Origin of the sequence: Streptomyces cyaneochromogenes, from assembly GCF_003963535.1 — a bacterium.
In the GTDB taxonomy this organism is placed as follows: domain Bacteria; phylum Actinomycetota; class Actinomycetes; order Streptomycetales; family Streptomycetaceae; genus Streptomyces; species Streptomyces shaanxiensis.
Genome location: NZ_CP034539.1, coordinates 2,748,387 through 2,764,234 on the forward strand (window position 1 = coordinate 2,748,387; position 15,848 = coordinate 2,764,234).

A 15,848-nucleotide genomic window follows, 5' to 3' on the forward strand; every position below is an offset into this window, starting at 1 on the left:
CTCAGTCCAACCAGACATATCCCGCGAGTCGCCCTGTCGTGCGATCGCGGCGGTACGAGAAGTGGTCGCCCGACTCGCGGGTGCACACCGGCGACTGCTCCCGGTCGCGCACGCCGAGTCGTGCGAGCTGCGCGTGCACTCCGGCGGCGACGTCCACCGCGGGCGTGCCCCAACTCGTCTCGGCGTGCGCCGTCGGCTCCGCGGCGGCCACCTCGGCGCGCATCGACTCCGGCACCTCGTAGCACCGGCCGCAGACGGCCGGGCCGGTGCGGGCGACGATCCGCGCGGGGTCGGCCCCCAGTTCGGTCATCGCGCGTAGCGCGGCCGGGACGACCCCGGCGACCATGCCGGGCCGTCCGGCGTGAGCGGCTGCGACGATCCCGGCGACCGGGTCGGCCAGCAGGACCGGCACGCAGTCGGCCGTGAGGACGGCGAGGGCGAGACCCCGCCGCGCCGTGACGATCGCGTCGACGTCGGGCACCGGACGATCACTCGACGGCCCTTCGACCACCGCGACGTCCGTCCCGTGCACCTGGTTCATCCAGACGACCTCACCCGGAGCGAGCCCGAGCGACTTCGCGGCCAGCTCCCGGTTGGTCCGTACGGCCTCGGGGTCGTCGCCGACGGCCCCGCCGAGGTTGAGCTCCTCATACGGAGCGGCGCTCACCCCGCCCCACCGGTCGGTGAAGGCGAAGTGCGCGCCGCTCACGGTGTCGCGCTGTCCTATCACGTCAGAAGGATCACTTAAGGAAGTCCGGGACGTCCAGCTCCTCCGCCGCGCTGTCGGCGTAGGTCCGCGACGGCGGGACCGGCGGGGCGACCGGGATGTCGGCCACCGGCTCCGGTGCGGGCTCCGGCTCCTCCTTCGGCGTGACGCTGCCGAGCGAGCCGAACGACGGGCGGCTCTCGGGCTGCCGTACCGGAGTGGGCTCCTCGCGGCGGGCCGAGGAGGAGGACGAGGTCGAGCCGAGGACGTTGTCCCGGCGGGCCGGCGGCTGGCCGCCGTCGAAGCCGGCCGCGATCACGGTGACCCGGACCTCGTCGCCGAGGGCGTCGTCGATGACCGCGCCGAAGATGATGTTGGCCTCGGGGTGCGCGGCCTCGCTCACCAGCTGGGCGGCCTCGTTGATCTCGAACAGGCCGAGGTCCGAGCCGCCGGAGATGGAGAGCAGCACGCCCCGGGCGCCGTCGATGGACGCCTCCAGGAGCGGCGAGGAGATCGCCATCTCGGCGGCGGCCACCGCGCGGTCGTCGCCGCGGGCCGAGCCGATGCCCATGAGGGCGGAACCGGCCTCGGACATGACCGACTTGACGTCGGCGAAGTCGAGGTTGATGAGGCCCGGGGTGGTGATGAGGTCGGTGATGCCCTGGACACCGGAGAGCAGGACCTGGTCGGCCGACTTGAAGGCGTCGAGTACCGAGACCTGGCGGTCCGAGATGGACAGCAGCCGGTCGTTCGGGATGACGATGAGGGTGTCGACCTCTTCGCGGAGTTCGGCGATGCCGTCCTCGGCCTGGTTGGCGCGGCGCCGTCCCTCGAAGGTGAACGGGCGCGTGACCACGCCGATGGTGAGGGCGCCGAGGGAGCGGGCGATGTTGGCCACCACGGGCGCGCCGCCGGTGCCCGTGCCGCCGCCTTCACCGGCCGTCACGAAGACCATGTCGGCCCCCTTGAGGACCTCCTCGATCTCCTCGCGGTGGTCCTCGGCGGCCTTGCGGCCGACGGCCGGGTTCGCTCCGGCGCCGAGTCCGCGGGTGAGTTCGCGGCCGACGTCGAGCTTGACGTCGGCATCGCTCATCAACAGCGCCTGCGCGTCAGTGTTGATGGCGATGAACTCGACACCCTTGAGACCGACCTCGATCATCCGGTTGATGGCATTGACACCACCGCCGCCGACACCGATGACTTTGATGACTGCGAGGTAGTTCTGCGGTGCTGCCACGTCGAAGGCCTCTCGCCTCGAGTTACGGGTCGTCGGAACGCGGGGAGCGACGTGCTTCGCGAACCGGCGACTGATGCCGAATGGGACGGTCCGTAGCGCCGACCCGAACCCTAACCCTGAAGTTTAGGGTTACCAGTGTGTCTGTTCCTTGAAGTCTTCTGAACAGGACACTAAGTCGACAAGTGGCGCACGTTCAACGAACACGCCGAACCTCCCGTTTTTCTTTTCACCCTATGTGATCAGCCGTGTCGCTGCCCAACCAGGGTGCTGGCCTGCGCAGATGTGCGTCAACTTCCCGCTGACACAGGGGCGGTGGGAACGCTGACGTCGAAGTACCGCGCATCCGGCGAGGCTTTCATGAGAGCGGTGAGTGTGCGAGCCTTCGCCGCACCCTTCTCGCCACTTCCCCAGGCGACGGTCCGGCCGTCACCCAACTCCAGCGAGATGTCGTCGTAGGAACGGACCTTGACGACCTCGGTGGACCGTGCGACGGCGGCCGGAATGGCACGGGCGACCCGCACCGCCTCCCGCACCAGACGGTCCTCGCCGAAGCGGCGCAGGCTCGCCGCGGCGGAGCTCGACCGGGACACCGTCAATTCCAGTGTGGGGATGCCTTTCGGGCGCTCCGAAACCGTAGCGAAACGGACGCCTTCATCGTCCACTTCGACGAAGTTTCCGCCCTTTTCGACAATCAGAACCGGAGTACGCTCCACCACTTTCAGGCCGATTCCATGCGGCCAGGCACGGACCACATCAACCTCGTCAATTCTGGGCAATTTCCGGCGCAGACGTGCCTCAATCGCAGTACTGTCGACGGAAATCAGCGGTACCCCGACGGGGACGTCGGCGGCCTCACGGACCTGTTCGGGCGTCAGCACCCGGGTCCCGGAGACGGACACCCGCTCGACGCGCAGCCATTGGGAGCCGTACAGGGCCCAGACCGCGCCCGCGCCGAGGAGCGCGAGCACGACGGTAAGGATGATGATCGTACGAGGACGCGGCAGCCTCAACCGCCGCCGGACGAGGGGCGGGTCGGACGACTCCTGCTGGCGTTCACCGCGCTCGGCGGTCGTCGGTCCGGCCACGCTCCCTGCCTTCCGTCATACGGGTCCTAGCGGCGGTGCGAGGCGATCGCCTCGTACACCATGCCGACGAGCAGGTCGTCGGCGTCCCGGCGGCCGAACTCGCTTGCGGCGCGGGACATCTCGTACAGCCGGTGCGGGTCGGCGAGCACGGGCAGGACATTCTGCTGCACCCACTCGGGCGTGAGTTCCGCGTCGTCGACCAGCAGTCCGCCGCCGGCCTTGACCACCGGCTGGGCGTTGAGCCGCTGTTCGCCGTTGCCGATGGGCAGCGGGACATAGGCGGCCGGGAGCCCGACGGCGGAGAGTTCGGCGACGGTCATCGCGCCCGCACGGCAGAGCATCATGTCGGCCGCGGCGTACGCGAGGTCCATCCGGTCCAGGTAACTTACCGGGATGTAGGGGGGCATTCCCGGCATCTGCTGCACGTGTGGCAGTTCGTTCTTCGGGCCGACCGCGTGCAGGATCTGGATACCGGCCCGCTGCAGCCAGGGCGCGACCTGCTGGACGACCTCGTTGAGGCGGCGGGCGCCCTGCGAGCCGCCGGAGACCAGCAGCGTCGGCAGGTTCGGGTCGAGCCCGAACGCGGCGCGGGCCTCGGGGCGGACGGCGGCCCGGTCGAGGGTGGCGATGGTCCGGCGCAGCGGGATGCCGATGTAGCGGGAGTTGCGCAGCTTGCTGTCGGGAGTGGAGACGGCGACCTGGGCGGCGTACCGCGAACCGATCTTGTTGGCCAGGCCCGGGCGGGCGTTGGCCTCGTGGATGACGATCGGCACACCGAGGCGCTTGGCGGCGAGGTAGCCGGGCAGGGCGACATAGCCGCCGAAGCCGACGACGGCGTCCGCCTTGGTGCGCTCCAGGATCTGCTCGGTCGCCTTGATCGTGCCGCGCAGCCGGCCCGGGACGGTGATCAGCTCGGGCGTGGGCTTGCGCGGCAGGGGTACGGCGGGGATCAGCGCGAGCTCATAGCCCCGCTGCGGTACGAGCGTGGTCTCCAGGCCGCGCTCCGTGCCCAGGGCCGTGATCCCCACGGTCGGGTCCTGCCTGCGCAGGGCGTCCGCGAGGGCGAGCGCGGGCTCGATGTGGCCGGCGGTCCCCCCACCGGCGAGTACGACATGCACCGAAATTCACCGCTCTCCGGACGAGCGCGCCGCCGAGGCACGCCGTCGCATCGTGTTCCATCTCCGAGGCGCCCGGCCGGAACCGGCGCCTCCCGCACGCTTTCTACCAAAGCGGGGTTGCCGCATGGAAAGCGCCGCCCGCGCAGCGGGCTCGTCGCGCGCGAAGGCGATCAGCAACCCGATGGCGAACATGGTCGGCAGCAGGGCGGATCCCCCGTAGGAGAACAGCGGGAGGGGGACGCCGGCGATCGGCAGCAGGCCGAGCACCGCACCGATGTTGATCACCGCTTGCGCGGTGATCCAGGTGGTCACACCTCCCGCGGCGTACCTCACGAAGGGTTCCTCCGTACGTCCGGCCACGCGGATACCCGCATAGCCTAGAGCCGCGAAGAGAGCGAGGACCGACAGCGTCCCCGCCAGGCCCAGTTCCTCACCGGTGACGGCGAAGATGAAGTCGGTGTGGGCTTCGGGGAGTTGACCCCATTTCTCCACACTCGCCCCCAGCCCGGAACCGAAAATTCCGCCGGATGCGAGGGCGTAGATGCCGTGCACGGCCTGCCAGCAGTCGACGGGGCCGGCCTGGGGCTCGGTGGCGCCGAGGCACTGCAGGCGGGCCATGCGGTTCTCGCTGCTCTTGATCAGGAACACGCCGATCACGCCGGCGAACGACAGCACGCCCACGAACAGCCGGGTCGGCGCCCCCGCGAGCCACAGCAGGCCGAAAAGGATCGCCGACAGGATGATCGCGGTGCCCATGTCGCCGCCGAGCATGATCAGTCCGAGCAGCATGAAGGCGACCGGCACGAGCGGCACCAGCATGTGCTTCCACTGCGTCAGCAGCTTCTTGTCCTGCTTGCGGGCGATCAGGTCGGCCCCCCACAGCACCAGCGCCAGCTTGCCGAACTCGCTGGGCTGGATCTGGAAGGAGCCGCCGAGGGCGATCCAGTTCTGGTTGCCGTTGACCGCGACTCCTATCCCGGGCACCTGCACCAGCGCCATCAGGAAGACGGCGGCGGCGAGGATCGGGTAGGCGAGCGCGCGGTGCAGCTTCACGGGCATCCGGGAGGCGGCGAGCAGCAGCCCCGTGCCGATCGCCGCGGCCAGGAGCTGCTTGCGGAAGAAGTACGACCCCGGCAGCGACATCTGCAGCGCGGTGATCTGCGAGGCCGAGTAGACCATCACCAGACCGAGCACGGTGATCAGCAGGCTGCCGCCGAGGATGAGGTAGTACGCGGTCAGCGGCCGGTCCCACGCCCGGTTCACGCGCGCGTACAGCTGTCGTACGGGGTTGTCGCGCGACGGCCGGGGCGGTGCGGGGCGCCGGACGGCCCGCTGCACGGGAGGCCGTCCCGTACGGCTATCGGGCATCAGAGCTCACCGCCCCGCCGTGCGGGTACGTACTGGCCGGCCACATCCGAGTCACGTGTCCCTCCAAGGGTCCCGAAGTACCCGCAGTGGCCGAGACCCGGCGTCAGGCGCCCGCGCCGAGTTCGCGAACCGCCTCCGCGAACACGTCACCGCGCTGGTTGTAGTTGGTGAACATGTCCATCGAGGCACAGGCCGGGGCAAGGAGCACCGTGTCGCCGGGCCGTGCGAGCCGCTTCGCCTCCTGGACCGCCGCGAGCATCGCCCCAGTGTCGGTCCGGTCGAGGTCGACGACGGGTACTTCCGGCGCGTGTCGCGCGAGGGCTTCACGGATCAGGCCACGATCGGCGCCGATGAGCACGGCCGCGCGCAGCCGCTTCGCCGACTTGGCGACCAGCTCCTCGAAGACGGCGCCCTTGGCGAGGCCGCCCGCGATCCAGACGATGGACTCGTACGCGGCCAACGACGCTTCCGCCGCGTGGGTGTTGGTCGCCTTGGAGTCGTCGACGTACGCGACCCCGTCCAGGTCCGCCACGTGCGCGATCCGGTGGGCGTCCGGGGTGAAGGCCCGCAGACCGTCCCGTACGGCCTTGGGGGGCACCCCGTAGGCCCGGGCGAGGGCCGCCGCCGCGAGGGCGTTGGCGATGTTGTGCGGGGCCGGCGGGTTGACGTCGGAGACCTCGGCGAGTTCCTGGGCGTTCTTCTGCCGGTTCTCGACGAAGGCGCGGTCGACCAGGATGCCCTCCACGACCCCGAGTTGGGACGGGCCCGGGGTGCCCAGGGTGAAGCCGATGGCCCGGCAGCCCTCCTCGACGTCGGCCTCGCGCACCAGGTCCTCGGTGGCCTTGTCGGCGACGTTGTAGACGCAGGCGACGCGGTTGCCCTCGTAGATACGGCCCTTGTCCCTGGCGTACGCCTCCATGGAGCCGTGCCAGTCGAGGTGGTCGGGCGCGATGTTCAGCACGGCCGCCGAGTGGGCGCGCAGCGAGGGCGCCCAGTGGAGCTGGTAGCTGGACAACTCCACGGCCAGGACGTCGTACTGCTCCTCGCCGAGCACCGCGTCGAGCAGCGAGACGCCGATGTTGCCGACGGCCGCCGTGCGCAGGCCCGCCGCGTCGAGGATGGAGGCGAGCATCTGGACGGTCGTGGTCTTGCCGTTGGTGCCGGTGACCGCGAGCCAGGGGGCGGCTTCGGGGCCACGCAGCCGCCAGGCCAGTTCCACGTCGCCCCAGACCGGGACGCCCGCTTCGTGAGCCGCCGCGAACAGCGGCTTGTCGGGCTTCCAGCCGGGCGCGGTGACGATCAGTTCGGTGCCTTCGGGCAGGGTCGCCCCATCACCGAGGCGCACGGAGACACCCAGCGCCTCGAGCTCCTCGGCCTGGGCACGCGCGCGTGCGTCGTCGCCGTCGTTGACGACGGTGACCTTCGCGCCGAGGCCGTGCAGCACCTTGGCCGCCGGGATCCCGGAGACGCCGAGCCCGGCGACGGTGACGTTCTTCCCCTGCCAGTCGGTCACTTGTCCGCTGCCCATCCCGCGTAGAAGAGGCCCAGTCCGACGATCACACAGATGCCCTGGATGATCCAGAAGCGGACCACCACAAGGACTTCGGACCAGCCCTTGAGTTCGAAGTGGTGCTGGAGTGGCGCCATTCGGAAGACGCGCTTCCCGGTGAGCCGGAAGGAGCCGACCTGGATGACCACCGACATGGTGATCAGCACGAACAGGCCACCGAGGATGGCGAGCAGCAGCTCGGTGCGGGAGCAGATCGCCAGACCCGCGAGCGCGCCACCGAGGGCCAGCGAACCGGTGTCGCCCATGAAGATCTTGGCGGGCGACGTGTTCCACCACAGGAAGCCGAGGCAGGCGCCCATCAGCGCGGAGGAGACGACGGCGAGGTCCAGGGGATCCCGCACCTCGTAACAGGCGTTGGGGTTGGGCAGGATCTGCGCGTTGGCGCAGGACTCCTGGAACTGCCAGACACCGATGAACGTGTACGCGCCGAAGACGAGCACGGAGGCGCCGGTGGCGAGGCCGTCCAGACCGTCGGTCAGGTTCACGCCGTTCGACATGGCGAGGATCATGAACAGCGCCCAGACGACGAACAGCACCGGGCCGATCGACCAGCCGAAGTCCTGCACGAAGGAGATCTTGGTGGACGCCGGGGTGTTGCCGCGGTTGTCCGCGAACTGCAGCGAGAGCACCGCGAAGGCGATACCGCCGAACAGCTGGCCGGCCATCTTGGCCTTGGCCCGCAGACCCAGCGAACGACGCTTGACGATCTTGATGTAGTCGTCCAGGAAGCCGACCAGGCCCATGCCGGCCATCAGACCGAGGACCAGCACACCCGAGAACGTCGGCGGCTTGCCGGTGATCAGCTTGGAGAGGAAGTACGCGGCCACCGTCGCCAGGATGAAGGCGATACCACCCATGGTCGGCGTACCGCGCTTGGCGTGGTGCTCGCGCGGGCCGTCGTCACGGATGTACTGGCCGTAGCCCTTGCGGGCCAGCAGCTTGATCAGCAGCGGGGTGCCGATCAGGGTCAGGAAGAGACCAATGACTCCTGAGAACAGGATCTGATTCATCATCGGGCGGCAACCTCACCCTCGGCACCGCCCGCGAGCAGCGCCTCGGCGACGCTCTCCAGACCGACCGAACGGGACGCCTTCACGAGGACGACGTCCCCCGGGCGCAACTCGCTGCGCAACAGGTCGACCGCCGCCTGTGCGTCGGACACGTGCACCGACTCCTCACCCCACGAACCCTCGTTATATGCGCCCAGTTGCAGCCAGGACGCTTCCCTGCCCCCGACCGCGACGAGCTTGCCGACATTGAGCCGGACGGCGAGCCGTCCGACCGCGTCGTGCTCGGCGAGCGCCTCGTCCCCGAGCTCGGCCATCTTGCCGAGCACCGCCCAGGTCCGCCGCCCCTGGCCCATGGCCGCCAGCGCCCTGAGGGCGGCCCGCATGGACTCGGGGTTCGCGTTGTAGGCGTCGTTGACGACGGTCACGCCGTCCGGGCGCTCAGTGACCTCCATACGCCAGCGGGAGAGGGAGCCCGCCTCGGAGAGCGCGGTGGCGATCTCACTTGCGGACATGCCCAGCTCATGGGCGACGGCGGCCGCGGCGAGCGCGTTCGACACGTGGTGCTCACCGTACAGGCGCATGGTCACATCGCTTGCACCGGAGGGTGTGTGGAGAGTGAAAGCAGGCTGTCCGCTGTCCGTGAGTCTCACGTTCTCGGCGCGTACGTCCGCTTCGCCTGACTCTCCGAAAAGGATCACCTTCGCCTTCGTACGGGTCGCCATGGCCCGTACGAAGGGATCGTCGGCGTTGAGGATCGCGGCGCCGCCGTCCTCTGCCGACGGCAGGCCCTCGACGAGCTCGCCCTTGGCCTGCGCGATCTGCTCGCGGCCGCCGAACTCGCCGATGTGGGCGGTGCCGACGTTGAGGACGAGGCCGATCCTCGGGGGCGTCAGGTCGGCGAGGTAGCGGATGTGGCCGATCCCGCGGGCGCCCATCTCCAGGACGAGGAACCTCGTCTCCTCGGTGGCGCTGAGGGCGGTGAGCGGCAGCCCGATCTCGTTGTTGAGCGAGCCCGGCGTCCACACAGTGGGCGCCTTGCGCTGGAGCACCTGGGCGATCAGGTCCTTGGTGCTGGTCTTGCCCGCCGAGCCGGTCAGGGCGACGAGGGTGGCGCCGAGTCGTCGTACGACATGACGGGCGAGGGCGCCGAGTGCCGTCTGGACGTCCTCCACGACGATGGCGGGTACGCCGACGGGGCGGCACGCCAGAACGGCGGCGGCGCCCGCTTCGACGACCGCGGCGGCGTAGTCGTGGCCGTCCACGCGCTCCCCGACGAAGGCGACGAAGAGGCTGCCCGGCCCCACTTCACGGGAGTCCCGGACGACGGATCCGGTGACCTCCACGGTCGGATCCGGTATGTCGTGCGTCTGCCCGCCGACGACTTCTGCGATCTCGGCGAGAGAGAGGGCGATCACAAGTTCATCCCTGGGTCTTCTGGATAGCTTCGCGAAGCACCTGGCGGTCGTCGAAGGGACGGACCACTCCGGCGATGTCCTGGCCCTGCTCATGGCCCTTGCCCGCGACCAGCACGGTGTCACCGGGCTCGGCGCGGGCGACGGCCGCGGCGATCGCGGCGGCCCGGTCCTCGAAGACCTGGACCTCGCCACGCTCGTGTGCCGGCACGGACGCCGCGCCCTGGAGCATGGTTGCGAGGATCGCGAGGGGGTCCTCGGAGCGCGGGTTGTCGGAGGTCAGTACGGCGGTGTCGGCGAGCCTGGCCGCGGCGGCGCCCATCGGCTCGCGCTTGGTCACGTCCCGGTCCCCGCCGCACCCGAGCACCACGTGCAGCCTGCCTTCGGTGACCTTGCGCAGCGCCCTGAGCACCGATTCGACGGCGTCGGTCTTGTGGGCGTAGTCCACCACCGCGAGATACGGCTGTCCGGCGTCCACGCGCTCGAGGCGGCCCGGCACGCCGGGTACGGCGGCGATGCCGTCGGCGGCGTCCTGGGGGTCGAGGCCGGCGGCGGCCAGGGCGGTGATGGCGGCGAGGGCGTTCGCCACGTTGAAGGGGCCCGGCAGCGGGGCCTTGGCGCCGATGCGCTCGCCCTTGGGGCCGATGACGGTGAACGTGGAGTCCAGCTGGCCGACCTCGACGTCCTCGGCGCGCCAGTCGGCGTCGGGGTGCCCCTCGGCGGAGTAGGTGACGACCGGGACGGTGGCCTCCTTGGCGAGGCGGCGGCCGTACTCGTCGTCGACGTTGACCACGCCGAGTTTGCTGCGTTTCGGTGTGAACAGCTGCGCCTTGGCCCCGAAGTAGTCCTCCATGTCGGAGTGGAACTCCATGTGTTCCGGGCTGAGGTTGGTGAAGACGGCGATGTCGAAGACGCAGCCGTCGACGCGGCCGAGCACGAGCGCGTGGCTGGAGACCTCCATGGCGACCGCCTCGACGCCGCGTTCGCGCATCACGGCGAACAGGGCCTGCAGGTCGGTGGCTTCCGGCGTGGTGCGCTCGGACTTGATGCGCTCGTCCCCGATGCGCATCTCGACCGTGCCGATCAGACCGGTGGAGCGGGTGCTCCTGAGGCCGCCCTCGACGAGGTAGGCGGTGGTGGTCTTGCCGGAGGTGCCGGTGATGCCGATCTGCAGCAGATCGTGGCCGGGGTGGCCGTAGATCGTGGTCGCGAGTTCGCCCATCCGGCCGCGCGGGTCCTCGACGACCAGGACCGGCAGGCCGGTCGCGGCGGCGCGCTCGGCGCCGCTCGGGTCGGTCAGCACGGCGGCCGCGCCGAGACCGGCGGCCTGCGTGACGAAGTCGGCGCCGTGCAGGCGGGCGCCCGGGAGGGCGGCGTACAGGTCGCCGGGTCGGACGGCGCGCGAGTCATGGGTGATGCCCGTGACCTCGGCGGAGCCGTCGGTGCGTTCCGGCGCGGTGACACCCAGCTGATCGGCGAGTTCCGCGAGGGGTGTGGCGGAGACCTGCGCCGGCCTGGGCGGCCCGGGATATGTCACGGGATGCCCCTTCTGGGTGGTTTGGGACTGATCAGCGTGTGGCACGGCGGTGAGCGTACCGGGCGTACCGGCTTCGGAGCTAAAAAGGGGCCCGCGCATAGCGCGGTCCGGCAAGGGTGGTGGTGGGTGACGGGCGGGCGAGGGGCGGGGCGCGCCCTGGTTCCCGGAGTCGGGAGTGATCGTTGTCACGAGGTGGTTCCTGGCTGCTCGGTGCTGATCAGGGTGGTCTCAGTGGTCAGGGTCTGTAGCTGACCGGGAGCTTCGCGGCCTTGGCTCCGGTCGGCGGGACCTGGAGGGTCTTCAGCGCGAACTCCATGACCTTCTTGTAGATGGGTCCGCAGATCTGGCCGCCGAAGTAGTTGCCGGCGGTGGCGTTCTGGATCGCGCAGTAGACCGTGACGCGGGGCTTGTCGGCGGGCGCGAAGCCGGCGAACGACGAGGTGTAGCCGCGGTACCTGCCGGTGGCCGGATCCACGCGGTTCGCCGTGCCCGTCTTGCCCGCGACCCGGTAGCCGGGGATGCGTGCCTTGGTGCCGGTGCCCTCTCTGTCGTCCACGACCGACTCCAGCATCTGGGCGAGGGTCTTGGCCGTCTTGGCGCTGATCACCCTGGTCTTCTTGGGCTTCGGGGCGGGAGTGAACTGCCCGTCGGGTCCCTCGGTGCCGCGCACGAGCGTGGGTTCGACGCGGACGCCGCCGTTGGCGACCGTCGAGTAGACGGAGGCAGCCTGCATCGCGTTGATGGACACGCCCTGGCCGAAAGGAATCGTGTACTGCTGCGAGGTCGACCAGGTGCCCGGGGCGGCGAGGATGCCCGGGGTCTCGCCCGGGTAGCCGAGCCCGGTGTAGCTGCCGAAGCCGAACTTGCGCAGGTAGTCGTAGAGGATCCGGTTGGACTGCTTCTGCGTCTTGCCCAGTTGGCCGGTGGCCAGGATGGTGCCGATGTTGCTGGACTTGGCGAGCACGCCGTTGAGCGTCAGGTACCAGGTCGGATGGTCGATGTCGTCCTTGAAGAGCCGGTCCCCGCGGTGCAGCCGGTTGGGCACGACGACGAACGTGCCGGGCGTGGCGACCCCCTCCTCCAGTACGGCGGCCATCGAGATGACCTTCGCGGTGGAGCCGGGCTCATAGGCGTCCTGGACGGCCGCGTTGCCCAGGTTGGCCGCGCTTGCCTCGGAGAGATCGTTCGGGTCGAAGCCGGGCGAGTTGGCCATCGCGAGGATCTCGCCGGTCTGGGTGTCCTGGACGATCACATAGCCGCGGTCGGCCTTGGACTTCGCGACCTGCTCGCTGATCGCGTTCTGCGCGGCCCATTGGATGTCGCGGTCGATGGTGAGCTCGACGTCGCTGCCGGGCACGGCCGGGGTCTCGGTGGAGCCGACGGTGGGCACCTGGCGGCCGCCGGACTGGGCGTAGCGGATCTCGCCGTCCTTGCCGGACAGCTCCTTGTTCAGCTGCTGCTCGATGCCACCGCCGCCCTTGCCGTCGGAGTTGACCCAGCCCAGTATCCCGGCGGCGAGGTCGCCGTTCGGGTACACGCGCTTGCTGCTGGCGACCGAGAGGACGCCCGCGAGGACGTTGACCGTGCTCTTGTCCTTCTCCGCCTTGGTGGTCAGCGCGTTCTTCAGGTCCTTGATCTGCTTCCAGACCTGGGGGGTCTGCCGGCTCGCCAGCAGGGTGTAGCGCAGGTTCTTGTTCTCCGGCCGGAGCTTGCGGACGATCGCTGCCTGGTCCTGGTTGAGGATCGGCGCGAGGAGGGCGGCCGCCTGCTCGGGGCCGTCGTCGATCTTCAGCTGCTCGCGGCTGAAGAGCGTGGGGTCGGCCGTGATGTCGTACGCGTCGACGCTGGTCGCCAGCGCCACGCCGTTGCGGTCGGTGATGCCGCCGCGCTCGGCGGCCAGGGTGTAGCCGACGTACCGGTTCTTCTCGGCCTTGGCGGCGTATGTGCTCGCGTCGACGCCCTGCACCTGGAGCAGCCGTACGACGAAGGCGAGCAGGACGAGGGTCAGGGCCAGGCTGACCATGCGCAGCCGGGGGCGGGGACTGCCGAGCCGGATGAGGCGGACGGGCCTGCGGGGCGGTGCCGGGCGGCGGGCCGGGCGGGAGCCGGGGCCCGGGCGCCGCTGGGCGCCGCCGGAACGGGCGGGCTTCGCGGGTCCGGGCACGCGACGGCGCGGCGCTTCCCTGTCGGACACTTCCGTCACCTGCCGGGGGTCGGATACGTGGAGAACTGGGGGGACTGCGCGAACGGGGTGGACTGCTGGGCGGGCGGCGCGTACTGCGGCGCGGTCGGGGTGGCCTCGGGCAGCGGCGTGGCGGACATCGGGCTGGGCGCCGCGCCGGCCGTGGGCACCGCGGGCTCGTCGACGAGGGTCTCGGGGGCGAGGATCAGGGGGGTGTACGCGGAGGTCCGGTCGGCCGGTGCGGGGCTGGGGACGCCCATGACCGTGCCGTCCGGGTTGAGGAAGGCGGGGTCGCCGCCGGGGACCATGCCGAGTTCGCGGGCGCGGCGCTGCAGGGCGTCGGGGGCGGAGTAGGCGTCGATGTCGCGCTGGAGCGACTGCTCCTCGTCGGTGAAGGCCTTCGTGTCCCTCTTCAGGTCGTCGAGCTTGAACGCGCCCTCGCTGAGGGCGGAGTTCAGCACGAGGAGCCCGATGAGGCCGCCGCCGAGAAGGAGGACGACCAGGAGGACGAAGGGGGCGCGGGCGGCCCGCGCGCGCCCTGCGGGAATGAGTCGCGCGAGCCGGGCGGCCCGCCCCCTCAGTTCGGGTTTCCTGACGTCCCTCATTCGATGGACTCCCTGATGCGCTCGGCCCCGCGCAGGCGCGCAGGTGCCGCGCGCCTGTTCTCGGCGACCTCTTCCTCGGTGGGAAGTTCGGCACCACGCGTCAGCAGCTTGAGCCGCGGCTGGTACTGCTCGGGGACGACGGGCAGTCCGGGCGGGGCGGTGTTGGCGGCGCCGGCCGCGAACACCTGCTTGACCAGCCGGTCCTCCAGCGAGTGGTACGACAGCACGGCGATTCTCCCGCCGACGGCGAGGGCCTCCACGGCGGCCGGGATCGCCCGCTCCAGGACGGAGAGCTCGCCGTTGACCTCGATGCGCAGCGCCTGGAAGGTGCGCTTGGCCGGATTGCCGCCGGTGCGCTTGGCGGCCTGCGGCAGCGCGTCCCGGATCAGCTCCACGAGCCGCGCGCTGTTGCTGAACGGCTCCTTCTCCCGCTCGCGCACGATCGCGCCCACGATCCGCTTGGCCTGCTTCTCCTCGCCGTACGCGCGCAGGATCCGGACCAGCTCGCCGGCCGGGTAGGTGTTGAGGACCTCGGCGGCACTGACGCCGGTCGTCTGGTCCATGCGCATGTCGAGGGGGGCGTCCTGGGCGTAGGCGAAGCCGCGGTCGGCCTCGTCGAGCTGCATGGAGGAGACGCCGAGGTCGAACAGAACGCCTTGCACGCGCGCGATGCCGAGCCGCTCCAGGACGTCCGGGAGCTCGTCGTAGACGGCGTGCACGAGGGTCGCGCGCTCGCCGTACGGCGCGAGCCGCTCGCCGGACAGGCGCAGGGCCTCCTTGTCCCGGTCGAGGGCGACGAGCCGGGCCTCGGGGAACTGCTGGAGCAGGGCCTCGCTGTGGCCGCCGAGCCCGAGCGTGCAGTCGACGACCACCGCTCCGGGCCGCTCGAGGGCGGGGGCCAACAGGTCCAGGCACCGCTGGAGCATCACCGGGACATGTCGACTCTGGCTCAAGGGGCCCTCTCAGATCCGGCGGGGCCGTACGCACCGCCGGGTCCCCGCCCGCTCGTGAAGGGGAGGCCTGCCGGCGCCGAGAGCGTCAGCCGACCGGGAGCGGGAGGAGGCCGAGCCGTACGTGCGCGCCGCGCACGCGGGGAGATCTCCGGAAAATCGCCGGGGTCTCCGGGAAAATCAGTCCAGCAGGGAGAGCCGCCCCTCCCGCTTCGCGTCACTTTAGTCCACCGTGTCGCGCGGTCAATCAACCGGCCTGCGCGTCGCCGATTCGGGTTCGGACGAAGCCGCGAGGTGCCCCGAATCGCTCGTATGGGCGCACTCACGCCACCCCTGTGGGTTAGCTCACAACAAGGCCTGATGACGTTCTTTGTCCCCTCTCACAACGGGACCGCTCGGGGCGTGACCAGTACCGTCATGGGTATGACGACTTCTGCATCGGTTCCCGCTGGTCCGGACAGTGCGATAGCCCGCCGCGGCACGGTCACCGACCGTCTCGTCGAGGCGAACGAGCGCTATGCGGACGCCTTCACCGACCCCGGCATGGACGCCCGGCCCGTACTGCACGTCGCCGTCGTCGCCTGCATGGACGCCCGCCTCGACCTGCACGCGGCGCTCGGTCTGGAACTCGGCGACTGCCACACCATCCGCAACGCCGGGGGCGTCGTCACCGACGACGTGATCCGCTCGCTCACCATCAGCCAGCGCAAGCTCGGCACCCGCAGCATCGTCCTGATCCACCACACCGGCTGCGGCCTGGAGTCCCTCACCGAGGACTTCCGCACCGAACTGGAGCTGGAGGTCGGCCAGCGTCCCGCCTGGGCCGTGGAGTCCTTCCGGGACGTCGACCAGGACGTACGGCAGTCGATGCAGCGCGTGCGCACCTCGCCGTTCCTGCTGCACACCGACGACGTGCGGGGCTTCGTCTTCGACGTGCGGACGGGTCTGCTGCGCGAGATCGACCCCGCGTGACGCTCCGCCGCAGCTGTCGTTTCACTGTCAATTCCGGCTCCGGGGTACACAAAAGCCCCTAACCCCTGACATATCGCGGACAGTTGTCCACAGTCG

13 protein-coding genes are annotated in these 15,848 nt (G+C 70.4%); 1 reads left to right on the top strand and 12 read right to left on the bottom strand.

Features of this window, described 5'->3' with window-relative positions; all coding sequences use genetic code 11:
* Position 1: 1 nt before the first annotated feature.
* The 12 genes from pgeF to rsmH all read right to left on the bottom strand — a co-directional run bounded on the left by pgeF (position 2) and on the right by rsmH (position 14,783).
* Positions 2 to 730, bottom strand: a complete 729-nt coding sequence (gene pgeF, locus EJ357_RS12215) for a peptidoglycan editing factor PgeF (RefSeq protein ID WP_126391476.1) — start codon at positions 728 to 730, stop codon at positions 2 to 4.
* Between the two features lie 10 nt (positions 731 to 740).
* The gene (gene ftsZ / locus EJ357_RS12220; RefSeq protein WP_126391478.1) at positions 741 to 1,943 is read right to left on the bottom strand and encodes a cell division protein FtsZ; all 1,203 of its coding nucleotides are present in this window, start codon (positions 1,941 to 1,943) and stop codon (positions 741 to 743) included.
* Positions 1,944 to 2,230: 287 nt separating this feature from the next.
* The gene (locus EJ357_RS12225; protein WP_126391480.1) at positions 2,231 to 3,028 is read right to left on the bottom strand and encodes a cell division protein FtsQ/DivIB; all 798 of its coding nucleotides are present in this window, start codon (positions 3,026 to 3,028) and stop codon (positions 2,231 to 2,233) included.
* Positions 3,029 to 3,054: 26 nt separating this feature from the next.
* Entirely contained in the window at positions 3,055 to 4,146 is a 1,092-nt protein-coding gene (gene murG, locus EJ357_RS12230; RefSeq protein ID WP_126391482.1) for an undecaprenyldiphospho-muramoylpentapeptide beta-N-acetylglucosaminyltransferase, read from the bottom strand.
* Between the two features lie 6 nt (positions 4,147 to 4,152).
* On the bottom strand, positions 4,153 to 5,514 hold the full coding sequence (gene ftsW, locus EJ357_RS12235; protein ID WP_126391484.1) for a putative lipid II flippase FtsW: 1,362 nt from the start codon (positions 5,512 to 5,514) through the stop codon (positions 4,153 to 4,155).
* 103 nt (positions 5,515 to 5,617) lie between these two features.
* The gene (gene murD, locus EJ357_RS12240) at positions 5,618 to 7,042 is read right to left on the bottom strand and encodes a UDP-N-acetylmuramoyl-L-alanine--D-glutamate ligase (protein ID WP_126391486.1); all 1,425 of its coding nucleotides are present in this window, start codon (positions 7,040 to 7,042) and stop codon (positions 5,618 to 5,620) included.
* Positions 7,024 to 8,097 (bottom strand): phospho-N-acetylmuramoyl-pentapeptide-transferase, encoded by a 1,074-nt coding sequence (gene mraY / locus EJ357_RS12245; RefSeq protein WP_126391488.1) that lies wholly within the window; start codon positions 8,095 to 8,097, stop codon positions 7,024 to 7,026. Before mraY ends, murD begins: the two co-directional genes overlap by 19 nt.
* Positions 8,094 to 9,509, bottom strand: a complete 1,416-nt coding sequence (locus EJ357_RS12250; RefSeq protein ID WP_126391490.1) for a UDP-N-acetylmuramoyl-tripeptide--D-alanyl-D-alanine ligase — start codon at positions 9,507 to 9,509, stop codon at positions 8,094 to 8,096. Before EJ357_RS12250 ends, mraY begins: the two co-directional genes overlap by 4 nt.
* Positions 9,510 to 9,513: 4 nt before the next feature.
* Positions 9,514 to 11,043 carry a UDP-N-acetylmuramoyl-L-alanyl-D-glutamate--2,6-diaminopimelate ligase gene (locus EJ357_RS12255; RefSeq protein ID WP_126391492.1) on the bottom strand — a complete coding sequence of 510 codons (1,530 nt, stop codon included), beginning with the start codon at positions 11,041 to 11,043 and terminating at the stop codon, positions 9,514 to 9,516.
* Positions 11,044 to 11,278: 235 nt separating this feature from the next.
* Positions 11,279 to 13,237, bottom strand: a complete 1,959-nt coding sequence (locus EJ357_RS12260; protein ID WP_323377958.1) for a peptidoglycan D,D-transpeptidase FtsI family protein — start codon at positions 13,235 to 13,237, stop codon at positions 11,279 to 11,281.
* A 5-nt stretch (positions 13,238 to 13,242) separates the two neighbouring features.
* On the bottom strand, positions 13,243 to 13,830 hold the full coding sequence (locus EJ357_RS12265; RefSeq protein ID WP_126391496.1) for a septum formation initiator family protein: 588 nt from the start codon (positions 13,828 to 13,830) through the stop codon (positions 13,243 to 13,245).
* Positions 13,827 to 14,783, bottom strand: a complete 957-nt coding sequence (rsmH, locus tag EJ357_RS12270; RefSeq protein WP_126391498.1) for a 16S rRNA (cytosine(1402)-N(4))-methyltransferase RsmH — start codon at positions 14,781 to 14,783, stop codon at positions 13,827 to 13,829. The genes EJ357_RS12265 and rsmH overlap by 4 nt, the downstream gene beginning before the upstream one ends.
* 420 nt (positions 14,784 to 15,203) lie before the next feature.
* On the opposite strand from rsmH, the gene EJ357_RS12275 reads away from it, so the two are divergent.
* Entirely contained in the window at positions 15,204 to 15,752 is a 549-nt protein-coding gene (locus EJ357_RS12275; protein ID WP_126391500.1) for a beta-class carbonic anhydrase, read from the top strand.
* Positions 15,753 to 15,848 lie beyond the last annotated feature (96 nt).

Excerpts from the sequence above, each read along its gene's own strand:
- ftsW (WP_126391484.1), bottom strand. The coding sequence starts at position 5,514 with ATGCCCGATAGCCGTACGGGACGGCCTCCCGTGCAGCGGGCCGTCCGG.
- murD (WP_126391486.1), bottom strand. The coding sequence starts at position 7,042 with ATGGGCAGCGGACAAGTGACCGACTGGCAGGGGAAGAACGTCACCGTC.
- mraY (WP_126391488.1), bottom strand. The coding sequence starts at position 8,097 with ATGATGAATCAGATCCTGTTCTCAGGAGTCATTGGTCTCTTCCTGACC.
- EJ357_RS12265 (WP_126391496.1), bottom strand. The coding sequence starts at position 13,830 with ATGAGGGACGTCAGGAAACCCGAACTGAGGGGGCGGGCCGCCCGGCTC.
- EJ357_RS12275 (WP_126391500.1), top strand. The coding sequence starts at position 15,204 with ATGACGACTTCTGCATCGGTTCCCGCTGGTCCGGACAGTGCGATAGCC.